We start from the raw sequence: 25,665 nt of genomic DNA, 5'->3' as shown, positions 1-25,665 counted from the left end.
CTCCTGGCGCATGCCGCTCCGAGCCGAAGGCGAGGAGTTGGCATGAGCCGCCACACGCTGTCCGTCCTGACGGAGAACAAGCCGGGCGTGCTGGCCCGGGTCGCCGCGCTGTTCAGCCGCCGCGGCTTCAACATCGACTCCCTGGCGGTCGGGCCGACCGAGCACGACGACATCTCGCGGATGACCATCGTCGTGAACGTCGAGGAACTCCCGCTGGAGCAGGTCACCAAACAGCTCAACAAGCTGGTCAACGTCATCAAGATCGTCGAGCTCGACAACAGCCAGTCGGTGCAGCGCGAGCTGATGTTGATCAAGGTGAGGACCGACTCCGAGAGCCGGTCCCACGTCCTCGAACTCGTGAACCTCTTCCGGGCGCGCTGCGTGGACGTGGCCCCGGACGCGGTCACGATCGAGGTCACCGGGACGACCGACAAGCTGGACGCGTTCGTCCGGGTCCTTGAGCCGTACGGCATCAAGGAGCTCGTGCAGTCGGGCATGGTGGCCATCGGCCGCGGCGCCCGTTCCATCACCGACCGCTCGCTCCGCGCGATCGACCGCAGCGCATAGCGCCGCGGTGGGACCGTACGGCGCGAGGGGAACTGTTCGAAAGGCAAGCATGTGACTGAGATCTTCTACGACGACGACGCCGATCTGTCGATCATCCAGGGCCGCCACGTCGCGGTGCTGGGCTACGGCAGCCAGGGCCACGCGCACGCGCTGAGCCTGCGTGACTCGGGCGTCGACGTCCGGGTCGGTCTGCCCGAGGGCTCCAAGAGCCGGGAGAAGGCCGAGGCCGACGGGCTGCGCGTGCTGTCGCCGGGCGAGGCCGTCGAAGAGGCCGACCTCACGATGATCCTCGCGCCGGACCACATCCAGCGGCACCTGTACGCCGAGCACGTCGCGCCGAACCTCGTCGAGGGCGACGCGCTGTTCTTCGGCCACGGCCTCAACATCCGCTACGGCCTCATCGAGGCCCCGTCGGGCGTCGACGTCGCCATGGTGGCGCCGAAGGGCCCCGGCCACCTCGTCCGCCGTCAGTACGCCGCCGGCCGCGGGGTGCCCTGCCTGGTCGCCGTCGAGCGCGACGCCACCGGCAGCGCCTGGCCACTCGTGCTGTCGTACGCCAAGGGCATCGGCGGCACCCGGGCCGGCGCGCTCAAGACGACCTTCACCGAGGAGACCGAGACCGACCTGTTCGGCGAGCAGGCCGTGCTGTGCGGCGGTGTCTCCGAGCTGATCAAGGCCGGGTTCGAGACGCTGATCGAGGCCGGCTACCAGCCGGAGGTCGCCTACTTCGAGTGCCTCCACGAGATGAAGCTGATCGTCGACCTGATGTACGAAGGTGGCGTCTCCAAGATGTACTGGTCGGTGTCCGACACCGCGGAGTACGGCGGCTACACCCGTGGCCCGCGCGTCGTGAACGAGGAGACCAAGAAGGAGATGCGCCGCATCCTGGACGAGGTCCAGGACGGCCGCTTCGCCCGCGAGCTGGTCGAGGAGTTCGACGGCGGTCAGACCAACTTCAAGCGCTACCGCGAGGAGTTGGCCGCCCACCCCATCGAGGAGACCGGCGCCAAGCTCCGCCCGATGATGAGCTGGCTCAAGGGCGAGCAGGCCTGATCCTCCGAGCCGGGAAGCGTCTGACGCGACCTGAGGCCCGTCTGACTGCGGCGCCGTTCCCTGCCTGTGCGGCGGGGAGCGGCGCCGCGTCGCGTTTCCGGTCCCGCGTTCGTCACCCCAGCGTCCGCCGGCCCCGACATCGGCCCCATGTCCGCCGGCTCCGCGTTCACCGGCCCTGCGGGCGCGGCGCCGCGCCCTGACCAGACCTCGCGGCTGGTCAGGCCGGCATGGAGACCAGGAACTCGCAGTCGCCGAAGGCCACCTCGTCGCCGGCCCTGACGGTGGCGGGGCCGACCAGCCGCCAGCCGTTCAGCCGGGTGCCGTTCATCGAGCCGAGGTCGACGAGCAGCCAGGAGTCGTCCTGCCGCCGCAGTTCGGCGTGCATCCGGGAGACGGTCAGGTCCGCGAGGACCAGGTCGCAGGCGGATCCACGGCCGACCAGATAGCGGGCCCGTCCGTCCGCGGGCAGGGCGAGGCGGGGGAGCCGCGGGCGCCGCCAGGCGGTCTCGATGCGGTTGCTCAGCTCCGACACCGAGGCGACCGCCTCGGTGATCCTTCTGCGCCAGCGCCCGCGCTGCGGGAGATCGGCGACCAGTTCGTCCAACTCGCCGCGGCTGCGCGCCCGAAGCGCCAGGTCGACCCGGCCGACGAAGGTCTCCATGGACAGGCGTCCTTCGGCGGCCCGGTCGCGGAGTTCGCTCAGCGCACGCTCGCGGTCCCCGTCGGAGGCGCGCACCGGGGGAGAGCTCATGACTGGAGTATCCGCCGCAGTGGTCCGAGGTGTCCAGAAGACGCCGTATTCCGCCGCCCGCGGCGTCGTCGCGCACCCGTTCCCTCGCTGTGCGTGATCACTCTCTCCGGGTCCGACACGATCGGTCATCTGCACATGATCTTTGTCGTGTATCGGATGTGTACTCCGACAACCAGATCGTCTTTGACACTGACCTCTCGGTATTCCCTACCTAAGGAGAGACCGTTGGTCCGCTCCCTCCTCCGTGTCCGGTGGTTGGCCGCCGCTCTCATCGTGGCTTGCGTCGCGGTGTTCGGCACGACCCCGGCGAACGCCGTCCCTCACCCCCCGCCGACGGGAGTGACGACGGCGGGCGTGTACGCGCTCACCACGGGGTACAACGGCACGGTCGGCAACACCCGTGGCTGGACGGTCACCTGGAAGATCCCCACCCTCAGCAACGGCAGCACCGCCTGGGGCGCTGTCGGGCAGTGGTACTACAACCTCGAGTCCGGCATCTATCACACACCCGGCGCCTGGTCGGTCTACTACTTCGGAGACGACAACGGCACGACCGGGAACAACTCGCTCTGCAACGCGAGTCTTTGGGGAACCGGGGGCACCTGCACCGGCGCCCTGACGGGCCTCAGCGCCGGGCAGGAGCTCGTCTTCATCTACGAGTGGTGTGACTCCAACCACTCGGCCAACGTGAACGGCACCCTGATCTGCCTGTACGTGGACCTGAAGGACGGTAACGGCAGGCGCTTCCTGGCGGATGACGGCCGGTCGACCGTGGAGATGTACGCCCACGACATCGAGGACTTCTCCGACTCCGGTCCGTCGTACCCGATCCCGTCGATCAGTTGCACCCAGCCGACCGTCATGGTCGCGCAGACGGTGAAGTCCACGTCCGGCACCTGGAGCAACATGACCGGCAGCCAGTGGAACTTCAACGACAGCACGCCGAACTACAAGTTCCAGAACACCAACACCTCGGCCAACCCGGCCACCTGGCAGTCGTGCACCGGCTGACCTGATCCCCACTGATCGGCTCGCACTGATCCCGGCCCGCGGCACCGCCGCGGGCCGGGACCCCTGCGCCACCGCCTGGGCCGAGGGATAGCCCATGGATGTGTTCTCGGCGGCGGCGCGGAAGGAGTGGCCCGGGCCTCGATGCGGTCCGCGAAGGACCGGCCGTCCTTGGCGGGGGAGCCGCGGGCGCCGCCAGGCCGCCGTACTCCGCCGCTCCCGGCCCCGTCGCGCACCCGTTCCCTCGCTGTGCGTGATCACATTTAAGCCTCCCTCAGGGAATCTGACAAGATCGGTTACCTCCAACATCAAGATCTTTGTCATGTGCCGAATGTGCATTCCGATCGAATAGATCGTCTTTGACACTCGATTTGTCGGCATTCCCTACTTAAGGAGAGACCGTTGGTCCGCTCCCTCCTCCGTGTCCGGTGGTTGGCCGCCGCTCTCATCGTGGCTTGCGTCGCGGTGTTCGGCACGACCCCGGCGAACGCCGTTCCTCACCCCCCGAAGTCGGGCGTGACGACGGCAGGCGTGTACGCGCTCACCACGGGGTACAACGGCACCATCGGCAACACCCGTGGCTGGACGGTCACCTGGAAGGTCCCCGCCCTCAACAACGGCAGCACCGCCTGGGGTGCTATCGGGCAGTGGTACTACAACCTGGAGTCCGGCATCTACCGCGGGCCCAGCTCCTGGTCGGTCTACTACTACGGAGACGACAACGGCACGACCGGGAACAACTCGCTCTGCAACGCGAGCCTCTGGGGAAGCGGGGGCACCTGCACCGGCGTCATGACGAACCTCAACGTCGGACAGGAGCTCACCTTCATCTACGAGTGGTGTGACTCCAACCACTCGGCCAACGTGAACGGCACCCTGCTCTGCCTGTACGTCGACCTGAAGGACGGCAACGGCAGGCGCTTCCTGGCGGACGACACCCGGACGACCGTGGAGATGTACGCCCACGACATCGAGGACTTCTCCGACTCCGGTCCGTCGTACCCGATCCCGCAGATCAGCTGCACCCAGCCGACGGTCATGGTCGCGCAGACGGTGAAGTCCACGTCCGGCACCTGGAGCAACATGACCGGCAGCCAGTGGAACTTCAACGACAGCACGCCGAACTACAAGTTCCAGAACACCAACACCTCGGCCAACCCGGCCACCTGGCAGTCGTGCACCGGCTGACCTGACCCGCACTGATCGGCTCGCACCGATCGACTCGCACTGATCCCGGCCCGCGGCGCCGCCGCGGGCCGGGACTGTGCGCGGGGACTACTGCCGGCCGAAGTCCTGCGTCCAGTAGTTGCCGGAGGCGACGTATCCCACGCCGATGTCGGTGTAGGTGCAGTTGAGGATGTTCTGCCGGTGCCCGGAGCTGTTCATCCAGCCCTGCACCACCGCCTGGGCCGAGGGGTAGCCCATGGCGATGTTCTCGGCGGCGGCGCGGAAGGAGTAGCCCGCGGCCTTGATGCGGTCCGCGAAGGACCGGCCGTCCTTCGACGTGTGGTCGAAGTACTTCTGCGCGGACATGTCGGCCGAGTGGCCGTACGCGGCGGTGCGCAGCCGCGCGTCGTGCTTCAGCGGGCCGCAGCCCGCCTTGGCCCGCTCGACGTTGGTGAGGCGGACGACCTCGTTCTCGACGGCGGTGCCCACCGTCGTGCCGCTCGTCGGAGAGGCGCTGGCCGCCTGACTGACGGTCGGCTTCGCCGACGGGCTGGGGGCGGGGGTCCCAGGGGTGGGGGTCACGGGACCGGGTGTGGGGGTGGTCGCCGAAGGACTCGGCACGGGTGTGGGGGAGGAGCAGTCGAGCCGCACCGGCTTCGACCGCGACACGTGGCCGCGGTAGTCGGTGACGAAGCTGTAGTAGACGCCGTTGACGCAGGTCACGTTCACCGTGACGCGTGCGTTGCGGACCGCCTTCGAGCCGCTCTTGACCACGCGGTCGGGGCCCGGCCTGCTCTTCAGGATCCGGACCCGGAACCGGGCGCCGTTCTCGCAACCGGCCCGCGAGCCCGCCGCGCGGATCTTTCCGTCCACGGTGACGTACGGCTTCGCGGCGGCGACCCGGCAGCCCGCGTGCTGGACCTCGGCTTGAGCGGGGCCGGCGGACAAGCCGATGGCCGCGACGCTCCCGAGGCACAGGACCGCTCCGAGCGCTCTGTTCACGATCATTCCTCCAGTGGGGGTTAGACGCTGGGGAAGTCGTCATTATGGTGCGCTCCGACCTCACATGTCCGAAAAAATCCCCCCAACCTCGTAAATATCTACCTTCCCTTAAGTTTCACTTATCCCTCCCACCTCACGCGACGGCGGACAACCCGCAGGTCACGGTCGTGTTACGAGGAGGGGGCCGCCTTAAGGTGCGGTCAACCGTCCGGGGGCGCCTCGGAGGGTCTCGGTGCGGCGTGTGGAGCAGCCGGGGAAGCGCTCCGGCTCAGGGGCACAGCCGGGGGATCGGTGCGGCTCAGCGGCGCGGCCGGGAGAGCGGTGCGGCTCGGCGCTCCGGAGAGGTGTGGTCCCGCCGGGGAAGGAGAGGGCAGGTCGCTATGCGCCGGACCGCTCGGAGCCGGACCGCTCCGAGTCGGACCACTCTGTGCCGGACCGCTCCGGGCGCGCGTGCGCCATCGCCTCGGCCAGGCGGGCGGCGGTCAGGTCGTACCGGAACGTCATCAGCACGCCCGCGAGCGTGATCAGGGCGGGCACCGCCGTCACGCCGATCATCACGGCGAGGTGGGCGCTCTCGGGCTGGGTCACCGGGTGGTCGGGATCGGACGACAGGAAGCCTCCGGCGCTCAGCACCCAGCCGTAGATGGTCGCGCCCAGCGCCGCCACCGCGTTCTCCACGGCCGTCCACAGGCCCGTGAAGACGCCACCCCTGCGCTCGCCGCTCACCACGCCGTCATGGGCGATCACGTCGGCGAGCATGGAGTACTGCAGCAGCTGCAGACCGGCGTAGCCGATGCCGACGACCATCACGCACAGGTGCGCGTACAGGGCGCCGAGGGCCGGCGTCGCGAGGAGCAGCAGCCCGCCGCCCGCGAACATCGTGCCGGAGAGGATCATCGCGCCGCGCTTGTCGAGTCTGCGGGCCAGCCACACCCAGAGCGGCATGGTGACCAGCATCGGGCCGACGAGCGCCGCGAAGAGCGTGGTGGTCGCACCCGTGTCGCCGATGATGTAGGCCGCGAAGTAGGGCGAGCCGGCCAGCATCACGCCCACTCCGAGCGTCTGCGCCGAGCTCAGCCCGAGCAGCCACATGAACGGCCTGCTCGTGCGAGCCGCGGCGAGTTGCTCCCGCAGCGTCCCCTCGGACTTCTGCTGCCCGGTGAAGGGGGCGCGGGCGGTGCCGAAGAACGAGGCCAGCATCGAGGCGAGCAGGACCAGGCCGAAGACGACGCCCATGGTCCGGTATCCCCCGGCCGTCCCGCCGGCGATCGCGGGCGCGAGGATGCCGCTCATCGCGATCGAGATCGCGATGAGCACCATGCGCCACTGCAGCAGCGACGTCCGCTCGTGGTAGTCCGTGGTCATCTCCGCCGGCATCGCCTTGTACGGCACCTCGTACAGGGCGTATCCGGTCGCGGCGGCCAGGAACGTGAGGCCCACGTAGACGGCGGCGGGCGCCCCGGTCAGCGGCGGCCCGGCGAACATCAGGGCGAACGACACCGGCAGTACGACCGCCCCGGCGAGCAGCCAGGGACGGCGGGGGCCCCAGCGCGAGACCGTGCGGTCCGACCAACGGCCGACCAGCGTGTTGGCGATCAGGTCCCACGCCTTGGGGAGGAAGAGCACGACGCCCGCGAGCGCGGCCGGCACCGCCAGCACGTTGGTCATGTAGAAGAGCAGCAGCAGCCCGGGGATCGTGGAGAAGTTGGCCGTGCAGAACGAGCCGACGGCGTACCCGAGGCGCACACCGAGGGACACTGCGGAGGGAGAGGGCGTCGCCGCGGTGGGAGCCATGGCGTCATTCAAGCCGAGCGCGGGCTCCGCCGGAAGATCTCCCCGGCAACGGTTCGGCGGCTACCGGCTCCGGGCTCGCTCAGTCGCGTACGTCGGGGCAGACGACGTGCGCGCCGATCTCGATCAGGCGGCGCTCGGTGTGCGCGTCGGCGACGCGGGCCATGAGCACCGGGGCCTCGCTCGCGGCGAGCTGCGGCAGCCGGGCCCGCACGCGGCGGTGCAGTTCCTTCACGATGTCGTCGGCGACGGGGGTGCGCACCTTGACGTGCAGCATGATCCCCCACAGGCCCGCGGCGGTCCGCGCCTCGCAGATCCACACGTGGTGGACGAGGGGATACTCGCGCAGCAACTCGGCGATCGCCACCCGCAGCGCGGGCAGGATCGGGTGGCTCGTCCTGCGGTAGCCGGGATCGACGACCTGCATCGCCCCCGACAGGTGCTGGCGGGGCGCCGGGATCCACTGCGACGGCAGCCCGGCGGGCGCGGCCGGAGCCGGGGCCGGGGCGGGCGGCGGAGCGGCCGGCCGCGTGGCCTGCGCGCGGCTCACGGTCGCCATCGCACCCGTGGCGTACGCCGTGGGGACGGGTGAGCCCAGGGCCGACAGGGCCGGTGTGGGCCCGGTGCGGGTCGCCTCCAGGTAACGCCGCAGGTCGTCGATCGGCACCGCGGCGGCGGCGGGACCGGCCGCGTCGATCACGATCTCCCGCACGCCGGTGACGCGCTGGATGTCGAGGACGGTGTCGGCGTCGCAGGCCGACAGGGAGTGACTGCCACGGTGCCGGGCGTACGTCGCCTCGGACGTGTAGCCGAGCAGAACGCGTTCGCCGTTCTGCGTCGTGCCGAGCACCACGGAGCGGTCGGGACGGACCGCCACCAGGATGCCCCACTCCGCGAGGGCCGCCAGGAGCTGCCGGGGGCTGCCATGCCGCGCGAGAACGTCGCCCAGGGAGGGGTTCCCGATGCTCATAGCCAGCACGATAGGGACTGGACCATGGCGAAACAGGCTAATCCCCAAGATTAGGTGCGATCAATACCAAGATGGCGACAGTCCGGATGGGATCTCGCGAGGCGGGGTACACCGACCGATCGGGCCTTTACATGAGGGAGTCTCATGACTCCCCTCCGTCACAGAGGCACCTCCGCCGTGGCCCTCCGCCGGGGCGCGGGCCCGGCGGAACCGGCAGCGCCGGGGGCGCCGATCTGAGACCTGGTCGTCGTGCCGCCGCGACGCCTACGTGACCTTGGCCGCCGTCTCGTATGCCGGGCTCTCGTGAGGACTTTCACAAGCCCCGGATAGACTCGCGTCGTCCAGGCAGTCGCACCTCACGAAGGACTCATCCAGTGACCAAGCCCGTCGTACTCGTCGCAGAAGAGCTCTCCGAAGCGGGCCTCGCCGTGCTCGGCGCGGATTTCGAGGTCCGGCAGACCGACGGCGCCGACCGGTCGCAGCTGCTGCCCGCCCTCGCCGACGTGGACGCCCTGATCGTCCGCAGCGCCACCCAGGTGGACGCGGAGGCCATCGCCGCCGCGCCGAAGCTGCGCGTCGTCGCCCGGGCGGGCGTTGGCCTGGACAACGTCGACGTCGAGGCCGCGACCAAGGCCGGCGTGATGGTCGTCAACGCGCCCACCTCCAACATCACCAGCGCCGCCGAGCACACGGTCGCCCTGATCCTCGCCACCGCCCGCAACGTCGCCCAGGCGCACACCGCGCTCAAGGGCGGCGAGTGGAAGCGTTCGAAGTACACCGGTGTCGAGCTGGACGAGAAGGTCGTCGGCATCCTCGGCCTCGGCAAGATCGGTCAGCTCGTGGCGCAGCGGCTCCAGCCGTTCGGCGTGGAGCTGATCGCCTACGACCCCTACCTCCAGCCGGCCCGCGCCGCCCAGATGGGTGTGCGGCTAGTGTCGCTGGACGAGCTTCTCCAGCAGGCCGACTTCATCACGGTCCACCTGCCCAAGTCGAAGGAGACCGTCGGTCTCATCGGCGACCGCGAGCTGCACATCGTCAAGCCGACCGTCCGGCTGGTCAACGTCGCCCGCGGCGGGATCATCGACGAGAACGCCCTCTACTCCGCGCTGAAGGAGGGCCGCGTCGCGGGCGCCGGCATCGACGTCTTCGCCAAGGAGCCCTGCACCGACAGCCCGCTGTTCGAGTTCGACCAGGTCGTGGCCACGCCGCACCTCGGCGCCTCCACCCACGAGGCCCAGGAGAAGGCCGGCACGCAGGTCGCCCGCAGCGTCAAGCTCGCGCTCGCCGGGGAGTTCGTGCCCGACGCCGTGAACGTCCAGGGCGGCGCGGTGGCCGAGGACGTCAAGCCGGGCCTGCCGCTCACCGAGAAGCTCGGGCGCATCTTCACCGCGCTCGCCGGGGAGGTCGCGACCAGCCTGGACATCGAGGTGCGCGGCGAGATCTCCGCCCAGGACGTGCGGGTGCTGGAGCTGGCCGCGCTCAAGGGCGTCTTCTCCGGCGTGGTGGAGGACGCGGTGACCTACGTCAACGCGCCGCTGCTGGCCAAGGACCGCGGGGTGGTCGTCGAGCTGGTCACCAGCGCGGAGAGCCCCGACTGGCGCAACGTCATCACGGTCCGCGGCGTGCTCGCCGACGGCCGTACGGTCTCGGTCTCCGGCACGCTGTCCGGCCCGCGGCAGATCACCAAGATCGTCGAGGTCAACGGCTACGCGATGGAGATCGAGCCCACCGAGCACCTGGCGTTCTTCACCTACGCCGACCGTCCCGGCATCGTGGGCACCGTCGGCCGCCTGCTCGGCGAGCACGGCGTGAACATCGCCTCGATGCAGGTCTCCCGTGACGTGAAGGGCGGCAAGGCGCTGATCGCGCTGACCGTCGACACCGCGATCCCGTCCGAGGTCGTCGAGCAGATCGCCGGGGAGATCGGGGCCGACAGCGGCCGCTCGGTCGACCTGGAGGACTGATCCCCCGGAGGTCCGGTCATTCGGAACCGTCGAGAACGGCCCGGCGCGCACGCGCCGGGCCGTTCTGTTCTCCTCCCGTCCGCGGACCGGTGTCTCACGATGCGAGATACTAGGTCGTCCTAGGAGATTCTGGGGTACTGTTTCAGATGACGCCCCGCACTTCGCACCTGCCGCGACGGAGCCTGATCAGGGCAGGCCGGTCCGCCGTGGAGCGTGACGTCATCGGCCTTCGGCCCACCTGTGGCGCGTGACCCGCGGTCCACCGGTGGCCCGGGTACCAGGATCCGCGACGCGCGGAGACGCACCGCAGACGTACGGACATTCACTCCTCGGTCGAATGTGGGATTTCGCCATGTACGAGATGTATCCCTGGAACCGCGCCCCCTCGAACCGCGCCGACGAGGCGGAGGACGAGGCGGCCACCGCCCTGCAGATCGCGCTGGACCGCCGCGACAACGGGGGTGCGCCCCAGCGCTGACCCCGGCGCCGACCCCCGCAGTGGCCCGAATGGTGAGATCGGTGTTTCGGTCTCCGAGACAACCGGTAAGGTGAACGCATGGAGTCGAGCAACATCCGCCTGGCAGTCATCCCCGGTGACGGTATCGGCACCGAGGTCGTCGCCGAAGGCCTCAAGGTCCTCAACGCCGCGGGCGTCAAGTCCGAGACCACCGAATACGATCTCGGCGCCAGGCGTTACCACGCCTCCGGTGAGACGCTTCCCGATGAGGTGCTCGACGAGCTGCGCGGCTACGACGCGATCCTGCTGGGTGCCGTGGGCGACCCGAGTGTGCCGCCCGGCGTCCTGGAGCGCGAACTGCTGCTGCGCCTGCGCTTCGAGCTCGACCACTACGTGAACCTCCGCCCGGTCAAGCTGTTCCCCGGTGTGGCGACCCCGCTCGGGCAGGTGGGCCCCGAGGACATCGACATGGTCGTCGTCCGGGAGGGCACCGAGGGCCCGTACGCCGGGGCGGGCGGCGTCATGCGCCGCGGCACCCCGCATGAGATCGCCACCCAGGAGTCGCTGAACACGGCCTACGGCGTCGAGCGCGTCGTGCGCTACGCCTTCGAGAAGGCGCTGGCCCGGCCGCGCCGCAAGCTGACCCTCGTGCACAAGACCAACGTGCTGACCTACGCGGGCGACCTGTGGGCCCGCACCGTCGACCGGCTGAGCCTGGAGTTCCCGGAGGTCGAGACCGACTACTGCCACGTCGACGCGGCCTCGATGTTCTTCGTCAGCCAGCCGCAGCGCTTCGACGTCATCGTCACCGACAACCTGTTCGGCGACATCCTGACCGACATCGGTGCGGCGGTGGCGGGCGGCATCGGCCTCGCGGCCAGCGGAAACGTCAACCCGGCCCGCACGGCGCCGTCCATGTTCGAGCCCGTCCACGGCAGCGCCCCCGACATCGCAGGCCAGGGCAAGGCCGACCCGACCGCCACGATCCTGTCGGTCGCCATGCTCCTCGACCATCTCGGCCACGCCGGGACCGCGGCCCGCGTCGAGCAGGCCGTGGCCGACGACCTGGTGGAGCGCCAGAGCGCCTGGACCGCCCGGTCCACCCGTGAGATCGGCGACGACATCGCCGCCCGAGTAGCCGGCTGATCCCGGCCGCTCATCCAGACGACGCGCATGGCGGCCCGGTATGGGCCGCCATGCGCTTTTTCATACCTGTCGAATGCCCTAGTTTTCCCTTAGCCGACTCGTCGCACAATGACTACGACGACGAAGAGAGAAGGACCTCGCCATGACCACCCATCTCAGGTTCGACGTGCAGCACAACCCCCAGGCCCGCGGTGCGGCCGAGCGTGAGCGGATGCTGGCGAGCCCCGGCTTCGGCCAGGTCTTCACCGACCACATGGTCTCCATCGACTACACCGAGGGGGAGGGCTGGCACGACGCGAGGCTCCAGCCGTACGGCCCGCTGGTGCTCGATCCCGCCACCGCGGTGTTCCACTACGCCCAGGAGCTGTTCGAGGGGCTCAAGGCCTACCGGCAGTCGAACGGGTCGATCGTCGCCTTCCGGCCGTACGCGAACGCGGCGAGGTTCAACCAGTCCGCGGCCCGGATGGCGATGCCCGCGCTTCCGGAGGAGACGTTCGTCGAGTCGCTCGAACTCCTCGTCCAGACCGACCGCGAATGGGTGCCGACGGCCGAGGGCCACAGCCTCTACCTACGCCCCTTCATGATCGCCACGCAGACCGCGCTGGGGGTGAACCACCCCTCGCAGAAGTACAAGTTCCTGGTCATCGCCTCGCCCGCCGCGTCGTACTTCACCGGCGGCCTGAAGCCGGTGTCGGTCTGGCTGTCCACCGAGTACACCCGGGCGGCGCCCGGCGGCACCGGGTTCGCCAAGTGCGGCGGCAACTACGCGGCGGCCTTCGTGGCCCAGCGGCAGGCCGTCGAGGAGGGCTGCGACCAGGTGGTCTGGCTCGACGCCTTCGAGCACCGGTGGGTCGAGGAGATGGGCGGGATGAACCTGTTCTTCGTCTTCGGCGACCGCCTCGTCACCCCGTCGCTCACCGGGACCCTGCTGCCGGGCATCACCCGTGACTCGATCCTGAGCCTCGCCGGCGAGCTGGGCTACACGGTCGAGGAGGGCAAGATCTCGATCGAGGACTGGCAGGCGGGCTGCGAGTCGGGCGAGCTCACCGAGGTCTTCGCCTGTGGCACCGCGGCGGTCGTGACCCCCGTCGGTTCGGTGAAGGGCACCGACCGGAGCTGGACCGTGGGCGACGGCACCCCCGGCCCCGTCACGATGCGGATCCGCGAGGAACTCGTCGGCATCCAGTACGGCACCCGCCCCGACACCCACCACTGGGTGCACAAGATCTGCTGACCTGGGTCGCGGCGGCCCGCGCCGCCGGACGCACACTCAGCCGGGGCAGGTCGTGCCCCCTCCGAGGAGGGACAGCGACAGCAGCCCGCCGAGCACGCCGGCTCCGCCCCTGCCGTCGTCACCCAGCAGGGGCCGGGGGTACGGGCACGGCGCCGGCGTCGCCGGAACGGCGGGAGAGGCCGGAAGGGGCGCCGGCGTGGGTGCCGGGGTCACCGTGACCGTGACGGTGACCGTGGGCACCGGAGCCGGCCTGACGGCGGGCTTCGCCGGTGGCGAGGGGCGGGCGGTCACGGTTACGCGCGGGCCGGCGATGGTGACGTGCTGGGTGATGTTGCAGACCCGGGCGCGCCGGCACAGCGCGTTCTGCACGTTCGAGGAACCGCCGGAGGTGTTCGCCGAGGTGTGCTGGTAGCCGTGGTTGCGGGTGGAACCGCCCGTGACCGACCTGTCTCCCTGGGCGTTGCCCGGCTGCTCCCCACCGGGGGCCCGGACGACGTTCCGCTCGGCGCGGCCGTGCCCGTTGTCGGCGGCGGCGCCCATCGGAGCGACGCCGGTGATGAAGGCGGTCGAGGCCGAGGCGCCGGCGACGAGGAGACCGGCGACCCTGCCTGTGAGAAACGCCCCGCCGCGCCGGTGAGTCATTCGTCGCCCCCTGCTTCTTTCTGTGCGTCACGCTTTCGGGCATGACGTTCTCCCGCGAACGAGCCGGGTGGTCGGCCCGCGAACAAGAACCGCTTCGCGAGCGTACTCGCCGAAGGAACGCCGATCATGAGTCCGGCGCCTTCATGGCGGGTTATTACTCCGCCATTGCCCTGGCGCGTACGGCCGTGCGCCGAGGGTTGCCACAGCGGGGTGACCTGGGCGTTCGCCTACTCTGGAAAGGGGAGGCGGGAGGAAGGGCGCCGCAGTGATGAAGCCGACGATCGACTACGAAGCGGTGTTCAGGGCGGGCCAGGCCCCCTCGCTGATCCTGACTCCCGATCTCGTCATCGTCGCCGCCAACGACGCGTACCTGAAGGTGGTCGGCCGTACGGCGGAGGACCTGCTGGGCAAGCCTCTGTTCGCCGCCTTCCCGCCCAACCCCGGGGTGCCCCCGGACGCCGGGGCGCAGGGGGCGGACAGCCTGCGCGCCTCGCTGGAGCAGGTGCTCACCACGTGGCGGCGGGACTTCATGCCGCTGCAGCGGTACGACGTCGAGGCGCCTGGCAGCCCGGGGGTGTTCGAGGAGCGCTACTGGAGCACGGTGAACACGCCCGTGCCCGGCCCGCACGGCGAGGTGCGGTGGATCATCCTCAGCACCGAGGAGGTCACCGATCTCGTCGAGACGCTTCGGCGGCAGCCGCCGGCGGACGCCGAAGGGGGCAGGGCCGGCGAGGGCGGTACCCCGGCCAGGGACGTGGACGCCTTCGCCCGTGGGTTGCAGGCGCTCAACGAGGAACTCAGGCAGGCGCACAGGGAGCAGCGCGAAACGACCTCCGCGCTGCGCGAGGCGATCGAGCGGCAGCGGCGGCTGGTCTTTGAAGCCTCGCACGACCTGCGCAACCCCATCACCGGCCTGATGATCGAGCTGGAGTGCGCGCTTTCCGAACCCGGCATCGACCTGCAGCGGATTCTGCGGAAATCCCTCTGCGACGCCGAACGGCTCAACGACATCGTGGCCGACCTGCTCGACCTCGCGCGGGTGGACACCGAGTCCGGCGAGCTTCCGGCCCAGACGGTCGACCTCGCCGAACTCGTCGTCGACGAGCTGAACCGCCGCGCTCCGGGCAGCGCGGTCGCCGTCCACACCCGCCTCGCCCCTGACGTACTGGTGCGGGCCTCGCGGATCCGGCTGGCCCGCCTGCTGGGCAACCTGATGGCCAACGCCGAACGGCACGCCTGCACGAAGATCGAGATCCACGTGAGCGCCGCTCCGCCCGACGCGGTCCTGGAGGTCGCCGACGACGGTCCCGGCATCCCCCCGGCGGACCGCGAGCGGGTCTTCGAGCGCAGGTACCGCCGGAGGGAGGCCCGGGAACGGGACCCCGGCGGCTCGGGGCTCGGCCTGACCATCGCGCGGGAGATCGCCGAGATGTACGGCGGCACCCTGTGCGTCGCCGACAGCCCCGTCGGCGCCAGGCTCGTCCTGCGTCTGCCTCTCGCGTCGTAGGGATCGGCCGGTCAGGGGGTCCGCGGGCGGTGGACGCGGTTCCGCGTTCCGATCAGCGGGTGCCGGTGGCGTGCTTCCGGATGAGGGTGAGCCCGTCGGCGACGGACAGCAGCACGCTGGTGACCCTCTCGTCGCGCGCCACGAAGTCGTTGAACTCCCGCATCACCGGGACGTTGCCGCCCGCGGCGGGGTCGGTGATCGCGCCGTGCTGGAGCGTGTTGTCCACCGCGATCAGACCGCCGGGCCTGAGCCGGGCCAGGACCTCCTCGTAGTAGACGGGATAACCCGCCTTGTCGGCGTCGATGAAGGCGAAGTCGACGTGCTCGTCCCGGGGCATCGCCCGCAGCGTGTCGGCGGCCGGGCCGAGGCGCAGTTCGACGCGGCCGTTGAGCCCCGCCTTCGCCCAGTAACGCCGGGCCACGGAGGTCCACTCCTCGCTCACGTCACAGGCGATCAACCGGCCGTCGGCGGGCAGCCCTCTGGCGATGCAGATGGAGGAGTACCCGGTGAAGGTCCCCACCTCGACGGCGAGCCGGGCGCCGCTGAGCTGGACGAGCAGGGTGAGCAGGGTGCCCTGCTCCGGGGCGATCTGCATGGTGCTGCGGGCGCCCATCAGCCGGCGGGTCTCCTCCGCCAGTTCGGCGAGCAGGGCGTCGGGCGGGGTGGTGTAGGCGGCGGCGTACTCGGCGACGGCGGGCTTGATGAATTCGGCGGCCTTCATGGTGATCACTCTAGGCTGTGACCCGCTGAGCTGGCCGGACACTCGCGCACATCTCGTAGGATGAGATCGATGTGCCAGAGGGTGACCGGCTGTGGCAAACTGCTGAGCACCATGAACAACGGTCTGCTCATTATCGGCAGGCGCGCCGGCTGAAGGACATCGCCGGCGCGCAGACCTCTCACGTCCGTGAGGGGTCTTTTTGTTTGGGCCCCGCACCGGTGAACAGGTCGGCGAAGACAGTTCCGTGAACACAGGCCAACGAACACAGGCCAACGAATACAGGCCGACGAACACAGCCCGGTGAACATAGCGCGCGGCGAGACACGCGACCCCGCGAAGGAGACACAGAGATGGCCGACGACCGCTTCCACGTGTACGACACGACGCTCCGCGACGGGGCCCAGCAGGAGGGGCTCAACCTGAGCGTCGCCGACAAGCTGGCCATCGCGCGGCACCTGGACGGCCTCGGAGTCGGCTTCATCGAGGGCGGCTGGCCGGGCGCCAACCCCAAGGACACCGAGTTCTTCCGGCGGGCTCAGACCGAGCTCGACCTGAAGCACGCGCAGCTCGCCGCTTTCGGCGCGACCCGCCGGGCGGGCCTGAAGGCCGCCGACGACCCTCTGGTGGCCGCGCTGCGCGAATCCGGCGCGCCGGTCGTGACGCTTGTCGCCAAGAGTCACGACCGGCACGTCGAACTGGCCCTGCGGACCACGCTGGAGGAGAACCTCGCGATGGTCCGCGACACGGTCTCCCACCTGGTCACGGAGGGCCAGCGGGTCTTCCTCGACGCCGAGCACTTCTTCGACGGCTACCGGTCGAATCCCGCGTACGCGCTGGAGGTGCTGCGGACGGCGGCGGAGGCGGGGGCCTCGGTGATCGCGCTGTGCGACACCAACGGCGGCATGCTCCCCGACGAGCTGGCCGACGTGGTGCACGACGCGGTCGGCACGGGGGCCCGCGTCGGCATCCACTGCCACGACGACACGGGCTGCGCGGTCGCCAACACCCTCGCCGCGGTCAGGGCCGGCGCCACGCACGTGCAGGGCTGCGCCAACGGGTACGGCGAGCGCTCCGGCAACGCCAACCTGTTCACCGTGGTCGCGAACCTCCAGCTCAAGCGGGGCTTCGACCTGGTGCCGCCGCAGTCGCTCCGCGACATGACCCGCATCGCGCACGCGATCACCGAGGTCACCAACGTCACGCCCAACTCCCACCAGCCGTACGTCGGCATGTCGGCCTTCGCGCACAAGGCGGGCCTGCACGCCTCCGCGATCAAGGTGGACCCGAACCTCTACCAGCACATCGACCCCGCCCAGGTCGGCAACGACATGCGCATGCTCGTCTCCGACATGGCCGGCCGGGCCTCGGTCGAGCTCAAGGGCCGCGAGCTGGGCTACGAGCTCACCGGCGACCAGTCGCGGTGGCTGGTCGAGCGGGTGAAGGAGCTGGAGGCCAAGGGGCACACATTCGACGCCGCCGACGCGTCCTTCGAGCTGCTGCTGCGCGACATGGTCGAGGGCGGGAACCGGCGCCACTTCACGGTCGAGTCGTGGCGGGTCATCGTCGAGCGCCGGCCGGGCGGCGACGTGGTCAGTGAGGCGACGGTGAAGCTGCACGCCAAGGGGGAGCGGATCGTCGCGACCGGCGAGGGTAACGGCCCGGTGAACGCGCTCGACCGCGCGGTGCGACTCGGCCTGGAGAAGCTGTACCCTGAGCTGGCCGAGGTCGAGCTGATCGACTTCAAGGTGCGGATCCTCGAAGGCACCCACGGCACGGACGCGGTGACGCGGGTGCTGATCACCTCCAGCGACGCGACCGGCGAGTGGGCCACGGTCGGTGTCGCGGAGAACGTCATCGAGGCGTCCTGGCAGGCGCTGGAGCAGGCGGTGACCTATGGTCTGCTGCGGGCCGGCCACAGCGCCTGATCCCGCGGTGCCCGGCGGGCCGGGATGATCGGATTGCGACCGGATGCTCACGGGACGTGAGAGAACGTCTGTGGTTTTAGTGACATTTGGTCTACTTAGTGCTTAGATAGGCGAAGCTCCTGAGGCGCTCTTCGCCATGACGGCGATCCCGGCCACGGTTCCAGCCTCAGCGTCCATGCTCTGGCTCAACGGAGGGTGACGGCAAGAAGCATCTGCGCACCGAACCCCGTGCTGTCGCGACCTGCCCGGCTTCTGATCGTCCCCCCGGGAGCGGCCGGTGTCGCGAGAGCCGAGCCACGTCCATCACCATGACCAGCCACGTGACTGCTTTCAGTTCGAACACTTTTCGGATATCAGTCATCCCCTCGCTGGCACACCCGGAATGGGAGGGTCTTGTGATCACCTCGCCGTCTTACTACGACCAGATCGGTGGCGCGCCGGTCGTGCGCGACGTCGTCGACGCCTTCTACGTGCGCGTGCTCGCCGACGACGACCTGAAGCCGTACTTCGCCGGCATCGACATGCCCAGGCTGAAGCGGCACATGGTCGTGCTGCTGTGCTCCGTCCTCGGCGGCCCGGAGCCGTACGAGGGCCGTGACCTCGGAGAGGCGCACGCCGGCATGGGCGTCACGTCCGAGCACTACGACAAGGTCGGCGAGCACCTGTTCGCCGTCCTGGAGGCCAGTGGCGTCGGCGAGGACATCCTGCGCGACGTCGGCCTGGTGCTGGGCAAGGTGAAGCCGTCCATCGTGGCCGGCCCCTCGGATACGCCGGCGGAAACGGCCGGCTGAGTGGACACGCAGGCTCTCAAGGACAGCTGGCACCTCGTCTCCCGTTCGGGTGACCAGGTGCCGCTGTACTTCTACTCCGTTCTTTTCCTGATGAATCCGGACGTGCGGGACATGTTCCCCGTGTCCATGGCGCGTCAGCGCGACCGGCTCGTGGGCGCGCTCGGGCACGTCGTCAGCAACGTCGACCAGGTGGAGGACGTCGTCCCGTTCCTCCAGCAGCTCGGCCGCGACCACCGCAAGTTCGCGGTGACCGCCGCGCACTACCCCGCCGTCGGCCAGGCCCTGCTCGCTACACTCGAACACTTCCTCGGCGACCGGTGGACCCCCGCCCTCGCGCACGACTGGACGCAGGCCTACAACCTGGTCGCCCAGGTGATGGTCGAGGCGTCCAACGAGGCCGCGAAGGTGTCCCCGCCGTGGTGGGAGGCCGAGATCATCGGCCAGGAGAACCGCACGCTCGACATCGCCGTCATCCGGGCGCGGCTGAACTACCAGTACCCCTTCCGCCCGGGACAGTCGGCGTCGATCTCCTACTCCATGCGGCCGCGCATCTGGCGGTTCTACTCGTTCGCCAACGCCCCGCGCCAGGACAACACCATCGACCTGCACGTACGCATGGTCGACGGCGGCGCGCTCAGCTCCGCGCTGGTGATGGGCGCACGCCGCGGCGACGTCCTGCGCGTCGGCGCGGCCGTGGGCGAACGGCTGACGCTCGCTCCGGAGGTCCAGGGCGACCTGCTCATGATCGCAGGCGGTACCGGCCTCGCGCCGCTCAAGGCGCTCGTGGAGCAGATCGCCTTCGAGGGCCCGTCGCGCAGGGTGGACCTCGTCGTCGGCGCCCGTACGTCGAGGGACTTGTACGACCTGGAGGCGCTGGGCAAGATGGCGGCCGAGCACCCCTGGCTCAACGTCGTCCCGGTCGTCTCCCACGACCCGTTCTACCGGGGCACCCGCGGATACGCCGTGGACGTCGCGTTGCAGGGATGGCGTGGCCAGCACGTCTTCGTCTGCGGCTCGGAGGAGATGGTGCAGGCCACGAACGGACGGCTGCTGGACGCCGGCGTGCCGTCCGAGCAGATCCACTTCGACGAGTTCACGAGCGACAGAGGTCGGGAGTCATGACGGCGGAGATGCCTTGGGGAAGCCCGGCGGGTGAGCGCCAGCCCCTCACCCCGGATCGGGTACGCAAGCACGAGTTCACGCGCACCCCCCTCGGGCGCCGTGGCTACAGCGAGGACGAGGTGCGGGCGTTCCTGTACCGGGTCGCGGACGACATGGCCGCCAGCGACAAGGAGAAGGCGGACCTGCGGGCGTACATCGACCGCATGAAGCAGTGGTACAAGGAGCACGGCCTCAACCCCGAGCAGGCCACCGGGCCGCAGACCCCGAGCGTCGACGCGATCAACATCCTCTCCCGCGCGCAGCAGACCGCCGACGCCCAGATCGCCGAGGCGGAGGACTACGCCCGGCGGATCGTCGGCCAGGCCCGCCAGCAGTACGAGGAGATGCTGACGGAGGCGCAGCGCCAGGCGGAGGAGGCGGCCAACCAGGCGGTCGGCGCCTACCGCGCGGGCGACGGGGTCCAGAGCGCCGAGGCCGAGGAGCTGGAGCGCCGGATCGCCTACCTGCGTACGTTCGCCGACGTCACGCAGGTGCAGTTGCGCGCGGTCCTGGAGGGGCTCGCCAACGAGGTCGGCAAGCTCGGTCACGTGCCGGACCAGGCCAAGCAGGTCGCGGCCGGCTCCCCTTCGGTCTACGGGTAGCCGCCCGCCGGCCCCCAGGGGGAGGGCTACGACAGCGTGCCGGACGAACTCGTGCGCAGCGTGACCGGACCGGCCGGAGTATGCACGATCAGCGTGCGTCCCGAGCAGGTGACATCCGGCCGGTCGGTCCCGGGCACCACCACGGTCAGCAGCGAGCGGGCCACGGGCGAGACGATCACGCCGGCGGGCTCCTTGCGCATGTATCCCGGCGAGATCCAGCCCTGGTAGGGCGAGGTCCGCCCGCGCACCACCCGCTGGCCTCCGACCGGCCGGCACGACGGCATCGCGAGCTGGACGATCGACGCCTTCCATCCGCCGTCGGCTACCACCACCCGGCCGCCCGCGTTCGACACGACCTTCAGGTCCGGGGCGAGGTGCCACAGGTTGCGCAGCTTGCCGCCGCCGCCGTCGAGCACCGCCATCACGTCCTGGTGATGGCTGACCAGCACCGACCGCGTGCGCGCCACGCCGTACGCCCGGTCGGTGAACGTGAACGACTGCCGTTCCTTGTCCAGCGACCGGCGCACGAGCTTGGTGGGGGTGTGCCCCCGGAACCTCCGGCCCACGAGGACCGGCACGTTGTGGGCCTCCGGGCTCAGCGTCCACCGCCGGTACGGCGTGTTCTCGTAGGAGTGGAAGCCCGCCTCCGTGAGGATCGAGCGGCCCTGGGCGTAGTAGGTGACGCCCATGTGGTCCTCGTGGCCGTGGAACTTCAGCGCCGGGCCGAACCGGATCGAGTAGTAGGCCGACTGCGGGTCGGCCCAGGCCGTACGGCCGAAGACGTATCCCGCGTCGAAGACCTGCACGGTGGCGTCGGCGTGGTCGAACGCGGCGGGCTGGACGTCCGCGGGCCCGTCGCCGATCGGCACCATGTAGCCGTTCGGCTGGGTCGCGGCGCTGATGTGCCGGGGCAGGCTCTCCCAGCGGCTCGCCAGCGCCGCGGGCACCTTCATCCCGCAGTCCTTGATCGTGTCGACCGCCACCCTGAGCCGGTCGTGCACGTAGATCGCGTAGCGCGGCGCCTGCTCGCGCAGGGCGCCCTGCCCGTCGATGTCGAGCGTCATCGACTTGACCATCCGGCGTACGGCGAGGTTCTTCCACGCCGGGTTGCCGTAGCGGCAGCCGATGCGCAGCAGGCCGATGTCCTGGTCGAGCCCGTGGTTGTGGCCGAGTTCGTAGTGCTTGGGGTCCGCCAGCAGCTTCGCGTGCAGGGCGAGGCTCGACGTGAGCCAGCGCTCCTTCACGTACCTGCTCAGGCACACCAGGGCCGGGGCGCGCAGCGCGATGGGATGCTCGGCCCAGGCGTACCTGGCGGTCGTCCGGCCGCCGTACGGGTTGTCCGCGACCCAGTCCCTGGCGATCTCGACCGCCCGGTCGAGGTAGTCGGTCTTGCCCGTCGACTCGTAGTCGGCCACGAGCCGGCCCATCCACCGCAGCGACTGGAACACCATCTGCCAGGACCGGTTCCGGTACGGGTCCAGGCGCCAGTTGACGTCCTTGCCCACGGTGACGGCGGGGAGAGCGAGGAAGGACAGCCTGCCGTTCATGATGTCGGGGGAGGTGGGGGTGGCGGGCAGCCAGTCCCCCTGGCACTCCGGCGTGCGCTGCGGCGTCCGGGCCGCGGCGGGCACGGCCGTCGTGGCGGCGAGCGCGCTCAGGGGGAGCGCGGCCGACAGGAGGAGGGCGGTGAGGCGGCGGGGCACGCCGGTTCCTTCCGGGATTCAGGGCAGGGGTGCGCCATGCTGTCCGGTTTTTGATGATCTGGTCAAGCCGCTTTGATCACAACTACGCAACCGACCTCGGTCTTCGCCCTGCCGTCGCCCGGTGATCGCCCCTCTGTCGCCCCGCCGTACCTCCGTCGTCGCTCACCGTGGTGAACGCGCCCTGCCGTCCTTGGCCGGATCCTTGCGCGAAACGACCGTCCGGCCGCTCGTGCGTCCCGGACGGGGTCTGCCAGCCTGGTCGCCATGCTCGCACCGTTCCCCGAGACTCCCGCCGCCGCGGCGGCGCTGGCCACGGCGACCAGGTTCTGCCCGCCCGCGCTGCTCAACCACTCGATCAGGTCCTACCTGTGGGGCGCCGGGTACGCTCGCGCGCACGGGATCGGCTTCGACGACGAGTTGTACTACGTGTCGTCCCTGCTGCACGACGCCGGGCTGACCGAGACGTTCGACAGCCACCGCGTGCCGTTCGAGGAGGCGGGAGGACGTCTCGCCTGGGTCTTCGGCCTGGCGGCGGGATGGCCGGCGGAGCGGGCCGCGCGGGCCGAGGAGATCATTGTCCTGCACATGCGCGACGACGTCTCCGCGTCGGAGGACCCCGAGTCGCACCTCCTGCAGGTCGCCACGTCCTGGGACGTGTCCGGGCGGCGGCCCGGGGAGTTCCCGGGGGACGCCCGGGCCGCCGTGCTGAGCCGCTATCCCCGGCTCGGGTTCGGCGCGGAGTTCCTGGCCGCCTTCGAGGAGCAGGCGCGGCGCAAGCCGGGCTGCGCGGCGGCCCGCTCCGTCGACGGCGGCGTCGGCGCCCGGATCGCCGCCAACCCCCTGGACGCCTGATCCCGCCGCCTGGCCGGCCGCCCGGTGCGACCGGGCGGCCCGGCCGGGTCAGTCCTCCTTGGGTCCGGAGCTCTCGACCACCTCGAAGGACCACAGCTCGGAGCCGGTCGCGGCGGGACCGCCGTGCCCGTGCCCGTGTCCGTGGCCGTGGTTCTCGCCCTGGTTCTCCCCCTGTGCGGCGGCCTCGGCCGCGGCCCGCGCGTGTCCCGCCTGGAACGCCTGGCTCTCCTGCCAGCGCCGGAAGTCCTCCTCGCTGCGCCAGCGGGTGTAGACCAGGTAGCGGTCGCCGCCCTCGACCGGCCGCAGCAGCTCGAACCATTCGAACCCGTCGGCGGACTCCACCATCCCGGCCCGGCCCGCGAACCGCTGCTCCAGTTCGCGCCGCATCTCCTCGGGCACCGTCAGCACGTTGATCTTCACGACCGAAGGCACATCGACTCCCGTACGCTCGACTTCATCCGACAGCAGACCACCTTAAGCACGCCCATTGGGCGTACCCCACTAGGCTCGTGACGTGCGTATCGCGAGGTTCTCGATGGGCGACCAGGTCGCCTTCGGCGTGGTGGAAGAGGGCGAGCAGGTCATCGCCAGGATCGGCGGGCACCCCTTCCACGGGGTGGAGTTCACCGGTGAGCGGTTCCCGCTGGCCGAGGTCCGCCTGGTCGCCCCCATGTTGCCCAGCAAGATCATCGCAATCGGCAAGAACTACGCCGACCACGCCAGGGAGATGGGCGGCGAGCCCCCGGCCGAGCCGGTCGTGTTCCTCAAGCCCAACACGACCGTGATCGGGCCGTCGGAGGCGATCGCGTACCCGGGGAAGCTGTCGGAGCGGGTCGACTTCGAGGGCGAGCTCGCCGTGGTGATCGGCCGGCTCTGCCGCGACGTGCCGGCCGAGCGGGCCGGTGAGGTGATCTTCGGGTACACCTGCGCGAACGACGTGACCGCACGCGACCTGCAGGCCAGGGACGGCCAGTGGGCCAGGGCCAAGGGCTTCGACACGTTCTGCCCGCTCGGCCCCTGGATCGAGACCGAGCTCGACCCGGCCGACCTGTCGATCACGACCACGCTCAACGGCGAGGTCAGGCAGAGCGCCCGCACCTCCCTCCTGCTGCACGACATCCCCGCGCTCGTCGCGTACGTGAGCGCGGTCATGACCCTGCTGCCCGGCGACGTCATCCTGACCGGCACCCCCGCCGGGGTGGGCCCGATGTCCGTCGGCGACGAGGTCGGGGTCTCCATCGAAGGAATCGGAACTCTCACTAACCGGGTGATCTCACGTGACTAGGGTGCGCTTCGCCCCTTCGCCCACCGGCATGTTCCACGTCGGTGGCGCTCGTTCGGCGCTTTTCAACTGGGCGATCGCCGAGCGGTCCGGCGGCACGTTCGTGCTGCGCATCGAGGACACGGACGCCGCGCGCAACCGGCCGGAGTGGACCGAGGGCATCATCTCGGCCCTCGCCTGGATCGGCATCAACGGCGACTCGCCCCGGTTCGAGGGGCCCTACTTCCAGTCGGCGTACGAGCAGCAGCACCGCGAGGCGGCCGCGAAGCTGCTCAAGGACGGCAAGGCCTACCACTGCACCTGCACGCGGGACGACGTGAAGGCCAGGACCGGCTCCGAGCACCAGGGCTACGACGGGCACTGCCGCGACCTCGGCCTGACCGAGGGCGCCGTGCGGTTCCGCACGCCCGACGAGGGCGTGACGGTCGTGGACGACAAGGTCCGCGGGCGGGTGGAGTTCCCGAACGCCGCGATGGAGGACTTCGTCATCGTCCGGGGGGACGGCTCGCCGCTGTTCATCCTCGCCAACGTGGTCGACGACATGGAGATGCGGATCGACCACGTGGTCCGCGCCGAGGAGCACCTGTCGAACACGCCCAAGCAGCAGTTGCTGTGGCGGGCGCTCGGCGCCGAGCCGCCGGTCTGGGCGCACGTGCCCGTGATCGTCAACGAGAAGCGGCAGAAGCTGTCCAAGCGGCGTGACAAGGTCGCCCTGGAGTCCTACCGCGACGAGGGCTACCTCGCCGAGGCGATGGTCAACTACCTGATGCTGCTCGGCTGGGGGCCGGGCGACGACCGCGAGATCATGCCGTGGTCGGAGATGATGCCGCTGTTCCGGCTGGAGGACGTGAACCAGGCCCCGGCGTTCTTCGACGAGAAGAAGCTGCGGGCCTTCAACGGCGAGTACATCCGGGCGCTGCCCCGCGAGGTGTTCGCCGCCCGCTGCGAGCCGTGGCTCGACCCGTCCTGGGACAGCGACGTGTTCGCCCGCGTGGCCGACCTGGTGCAGACCCGGGTCGCGGTGCTGTCGGAGGTCACCGCCAACGTCGACTTCCTGTTCCTGGACGAGCCCGTCTTCGACCAGCCGTCCTGGGACAAGGCGATGAAGCCGGGGGCGGACGCCATCCTCGCCGAGTACGCCGAGCGCCTGGAGACGGTGAGCTGGGACCCCGACTCGCTGAAGACCGCGCTGGAGGAGGTGGGCCTCGCCCACGGCCTCAAGCTCGGCAAGGCGCAGGCGCCGGTCCGGGTGGCGATCACCGGCCGGACCGTGGGCCTGCCGCTCTTCGAGTCGATCGAGGTGCTCGGCCGGGAGCGTTCGCTCGACCGCCTCCGCGCCGCCCTCACCCGCCTCCAGGGCACGTCCTGA

The 25,665-nt window shown here is 70.3% G+C and carries 24 protein-coding genes; 16 read left to right on the top strand and 8 right to left on the bottom strand.

Annotated elements, in window-relative coordinates; all coding sequences use genetic code 11:
- The first annotated feature begins 42 nt into the window (after positions 1-42).
- Both ilvN and ilvC read left to right on the top strand, forming a co-directional pair.
- Positions 43-567: an acetolactate synthase small subunit gene (gene ilvN / locus FED44_RS33165; protein WP_111698790.1), complete on the top strand. Its 525-nt coding sequence runs from the start codon at positions 43-45 to the stop codon at positions 565-567.
- A 60-nt stretch (positions 568-627) separates the two neighbouring features.
- Positions 628-1,620 (top strand): ketol-acid reductoisomerase, encoded by a 993-nt coding sequence (gene ilvC, locus FED44_RS33160; protein ID WP_111698911.1) that lies wholly within the window; start codon positions 628-630, stop codon positions 1,618-1,620.
- Between the two features lie 217 nt (positions 1,621-1,837).
- Here ilvC and FED44_RS33155 read toward each other — a convergent pair whose 3' ends face one another.
- Positions 1,838-2,371 (bottom strand): DUF1707 and FHA domain-containing protein, encoded by a 534-nt coding sequence (locus FED44_RS33155; RefSeq protein WP_111698788.1) that lies wholly within the window; start codon positions 2,369-2,371, stop codon positions 1,838-1,840.
- 225 nt (positions 2,372-2,596) lie between these two features.
- Here FED44_RS33155 and FED44_RS33150 point away from each other — a divergent pair, with 225 nt between their 5' ends.
- A complete protein-coding gene (locus FED44_RS33150) occupies positions 2,597-3,382 on the top strand; it encodes a hypothetical protein (protein WP_138463144.1) in 786 nt (261 codons plus the stop codon).
- A 399-nt stretch (positions 3,383-3,781) separates the two neighbouring features.
- On the top strand, positions 3,782-4,567 hold the full coding sequence (locus tag FED44_RS33145; RefSeq protein WP_138463143.1) for a hypothetical protein: 786 nt from the start codon (positions 3,782-3,784) through the stop codon (positions 4,565-4,567).
- Positions 4,568-4,654: 87 nt separating this feature from the next.
- Here FED44_RS33145 and FED44_RS33140 read toward each other — a convergent pair whose 3' ends face one another.
- The 3 genes from FED44_RS33140 to FED44_RS33130 all read right to left on the bottom strand — a co-directional run bounded on the left by FED44_RS33140 (position 4,655) and on the right by FED44_RS33130 (position 8,309).
- Positions 4,655-5,548, bottom strand: coding sequence for a CAP domain-containing protein (locus FED44_RS33140; RefSeq protein WP_208759312.1), 894 nt, complete (start codon positions 5,546-5,548; stop codon positions 4,655-4,657).
- 378 nt (positions 5,549-5,926) lie between these two features.
- Positions 5,927-7,342, bottom strand: a complete 1,416-nt coding sequence (locus FED44_RS33135) for an MFS transporter (protein ID WP_138463141.1) — start codon at positions 7,340-7,342, stop codon at positions 5,927-5,929.
- A gap of 79 nt (positions 7,343-7,421) precedes the next feature.
- The gene (locus tag FED44_RS33130) at positions 7,422-8,309 is read right to left on the bottom strand and encodes a hypothetical protein (RefSeq protein WP_138463140.1); all 888 of its coding nucleotides are present in this window, start codon (positions 8,307-8,309) and stop codon (positions 7,422-7,424) included.
- 374 nt (positions 8,310-8,683) lie between these two features.
- Between FED44_RS33130 and serA the strand changes: the two genes are divergently transcribed.
- From serA to FED44_RS33115, 4 genes are all read left to right on the top strand, one after another.
- Positions 8,684-10,273 (top strand): phosphoglycerate dehydrogenase, encoded by a 1,590-nt coding sequence (gene serA / locus FED44_RS33125; RefSeq protein WP_138463139.1) that lies wholly within the window; start codon positions 8,684-8,686, stop codon positions 10,271-10,273.
- 352 nt (positions 10,274-10,625) lie between these two features.
- Positions 10,626-10,751, top strand: a complete 126-nt coding sequence (locus tag FED44_RS38275; protein ID WP_262367352.1) for a hypothetical protein — start codon at positions 10,626-10,628, stop codon at positions 10,749-10,751.
- Positions 10,752-10,829: 78 nt separating this feature from the next.
- Positions 10,830-11,876, top strand: a complete 1,047-nt coding sequence (locus FED44_RS33120; RefSeq protein ID WP_138463138.1) for a 3-isopropylmalate dehydrogenase — start codon at positions 10,830-10,832, stop codon at positions 11,874-11,876.
- A 142-nt stretch (positions 11,877-12,018) separates the two neighbouring features.
- The gene (locus FED44_RS33115) at positions 12,019-13,110 is read left to right on the top strand and encodes a branched-chain amino acid aminotransferase (RefSeq protein ID WP_138463137.1); all 1,092 of its coding nucleotides are present in this window, start codon (positions 12,019-12,021) and stop codon (positions 13,108-13,110) included.
- Between the two features lie 36 nt (positions 13,111-13,146).
- On the opposite strand, the gene FED44_RS33110 is transcribed toward FED44_RS33115, so the two are convergent.
- Complete coding sequence (locus FED44_RS33110; RefSeq protein WP_138463136.1) at positions 13,147-13,752, bottom strand: hypothetical protein; 606 nt, start codon at positions 13,750-13,752, stop codon at positions 13,147-13,149.
- A gap of 268 nt (positions 13,753-14,020) precedes the next feature.
- Between FED44_RS33110 and FED44_RS33105 the strand changes: the two genes are divergently transcribed.
- The gene (locus tag FED44_RS33105) at positions 14,021-15,259 is read left to right on the top strand and encodes a PAS domain-containing sensor histidine kinase (protein ID WP_138463135.1); all 1,239 of its coding nucleotides are present in this window, start codon (positions 14,021-14,023) and stop codon (positions 15,257-15,259) included.
- Between the two features lie 52 nt (positions 15,260-15,311).
- Here the strand turns inward: FED44_RS33105 and FED44_RS33100 are convergent, their stop codons facing one another.
- Positions 15,312-15,980, bottom strand: coding sequence for an O-methyltransferase (locus tag FED44_RS33100; RefSeq protein ID WP_138463134.1), 669 nt, complete (start codon positions 15,978-15,980; stop codon positions 15,312-15,314).
- 350 nt (positions 15,981-16,330) lie between these two features.
- Here FED44_RS33100 and cimA point away from each other — a divergent pair, with 350 nt between their 5' ends.
- The 4 genes from cimA to FED44_RS38270 all read left to right on the top strand — a co-directional run bounded on the left by cimA (position 16,331) and on the right by FED44_RS38270 (position 20,459).
- A complete protein-coding gene (gene cimA, locus FED44_RS33095; protein WP_138463133.1) occupies positions 16,331-17,905 on the top strand; it encodes a citramalate synthase in 1,575 nt (524 codons plus the stop codon).
- 395 nt (positions 17,906-18,300) lie between these two features.
- The gene (locus FED44_RS33090; protein ID WP_208759311.1) at positions 18,301-18,696 is read left to right on the top strand and encodes a group I truncated hemoglobin; all 396 of its coding nucleotides are present in this window, start codon (positions 18,301-18,303) and stop codon (positions 18,694-18,696) included.
- Complete coding sequence (locus FED44_RS33085; protein ID WP_111698114.1) at positions 18,697-19,818, top strand: globin domain-containing protein; 1,122 nt, start codon at positions 18,697-18,699, stop codon at positions 19,816-19,818.
- Positions 19,815-20,459, top strand: coding sequence for a DivIVA domain-containing protein (locus FED44_RS38270; protein ID WP_111698115.1), 645 nt, complete (start codon positions 19,815-19,817; stop codon positions 20,457-20,459). The genes FED44_RS33085 and FED44_RS38270 overlap by 4 nt, the downstream gene beginning before the upstream one ends.
- Before the next feature lie 26 nt (positions 20,460-20,485).
- Here FED44_RS38270 and FED44_RS33075 read toward each other — a convergent pair whose 3' ends face one another.
- Positions 20,486-22,162, bottom strand: a complete 1,677-nt coding sequence (locus tag FED44_RS33075; protein ID WP_138463131.1) for a heparinase II/III domain-containing protein — start codon at positions 22,160-22,162, stop codon at positions 20,486-20,488.
- A gap of 264 nt (positions 22,163-22,426) precedes the next feature.
- On the opposite strand from FED44_RS33075, the gene FED44_RS33070 reads away from it, so the two are divergent.
- Complete coding sequence (locus FED44_RS33070) at positions 22,427-23,014, top strand: HD domain-containing protein (RefSeq protein WP_138463130.1); 588 nt, start codon at positions 22,427-22,429, stop codon at positions 23,012-23,014.
- Positions 23,015-23,062: 48 nt separating this feature from the next.
- On the opposite strand, the gene FED44_RS33065 is transcribed toward FED44_RS33070, so the two are convergent.
- Complete coding sequence (locus tag FED44_RS33065; RefSeq protein ID WP_138463129.1) at positions 23,063-23,446, bottom strand: antibiotic biosynthesis monooxygenase family protein; 384 nt, start codon at positions 23,444-23,446, stop codon at positions 23,063-23,065.
- 82 nt (positions 23,447-23,528) lie between these two features.
- Here FED44_RS33065 and FED44_RS33060 point away from each other — a divergent pair, with 82 nt between their 5' ends.
- Positions 23,529-24,299: a fumarylacetoacetate hydrolase family protein gene (locus FED44_RS33060; protein ID WP_138463128.1), complete on the top strand. Its 771-nt coding sequence runs from the start codon at positions 23,529-23,531 to the stop codon at positions 24,297-24,299.
- Positions 24,292-25,665, top strand: coding sequence for a glutamate--tRNA ligase (gene gltX, locus FED44_RS33055; RefSeq protein WP_138463127.1), 1,374 nt, complete (start codon positions 24,292-24,294; stop codon positions 25,663-25,665). Before FED44_RS33060 ends, gltX begins: the two co-directional genes overlap by 8 nt.

It is taken from the genome of Microbispora triticiradicis, from assembly GCF_005864065.1.
Taxonomy (GTDB): domain Bacteria; phylum Actinomycetota; class Actinomycetes; order Streptosporangiales; family Streptosporangiaceae; genus Microbispora; species Microbispora triticiradicis.
This window is presented reverse-complemented; position numbering and strand designations above follow the sequence as displayed.

Excerpts from the sequence above, each read along its gene's own strand:
- ilvN (WP_111698790.1), top strand. The coding sequence starts at position 43 with ATGAGCCGCCACACGCTGTCCGTCCTGACGGAGAACAAGCCGGGCGTG.
- FED44_RS33155 (WP_111698788.1), bottom strand. The coding sequence starts at position 2,371 with ATGAGCTCTCCCCCGGTGCGCGCCTCCGACGGGGACCGCGAGCGTGCG.
- FED44_RS33135 (WP_138463141.1), bottom strand. The coding sequence starts at position 7,342 with ATGGCTCCCACCGCGGCGACGCCCTCTCCCTCCGCAGTGTCCCTCGGT.
- FED44_RS33130 (WP_138463140.1), bottom strand. The coding sequence starts at position 8,309 with ATGAGCATCGGGAACCCCTCCCTGGGCGACGTTCTCGCGCGGCATGGC.
- FED44_RS38275 (WP_262367352.1), top strand. The coding sequence starts at position 10,626 with ATGTACGAGATGTATCCCTGGAACCGCGCCCCCTCGAACCGCGCCGAC.
- FED44_RS33120 (WP_138463138.1), top strand. The coding sequence starts at position 10,830 with ATGGAGTCGAGCAACATCCGCCTGGCAGTCATCCCCGGTGACGGTATC.
- FED44_RS33115 (WP_138463137.1), top strand. The coding sequence starts at position 12,019 with ATGACCACCCATCTCAGGTTCGACGTGCAGCACAACCCCCAGGCCCGC.
- FED44_RS33110 (WP_138463136.1), bottom strand. The coding sequence starts at position 13,752 with ATGACTCACCGGCGCGGCGGGGCGTTTCTCACAGGCAGGGTCGCCGGT.
- FED44_RS33105 (WP_138463135.1), top strand. The coding sequence starts at position 14,021 with ATGAAGCCGACGATCGACTACGAAGCGGTGTTCAGGGCGGGCCAGGCC.
- FED44_RS33100 (WP_138463134.1), bottom strand. The coding sequence starts at position 15,980 with ATGAAGGCCGCCGAATTCATCAAGCCCGCCGTCGCCGAGTACGCCGCC.
- cimA (WP_138463133.1), top strand. The coding sequence starts at position 16,331 with ATGGCCGACGACCGCTTCCACGTGTACGACACGACGCTCCGCGACGGG.
- FED44_RS38270 (WP_111698115.1), top strand. The coding sequence starts at position 19,815 with ATGACGGCGGAGATGCCTTGGGGAAGCCCGGCGGGTGAGCGCCAGCCC.
- FED44_RS33070 (WP_138463130.1), top strand. The coding sequence starts at position 22,427 with ATGCTCGCACCGTTCCCCGAGACTCCCGCCGCCGCGGCGGCGCTGGCC.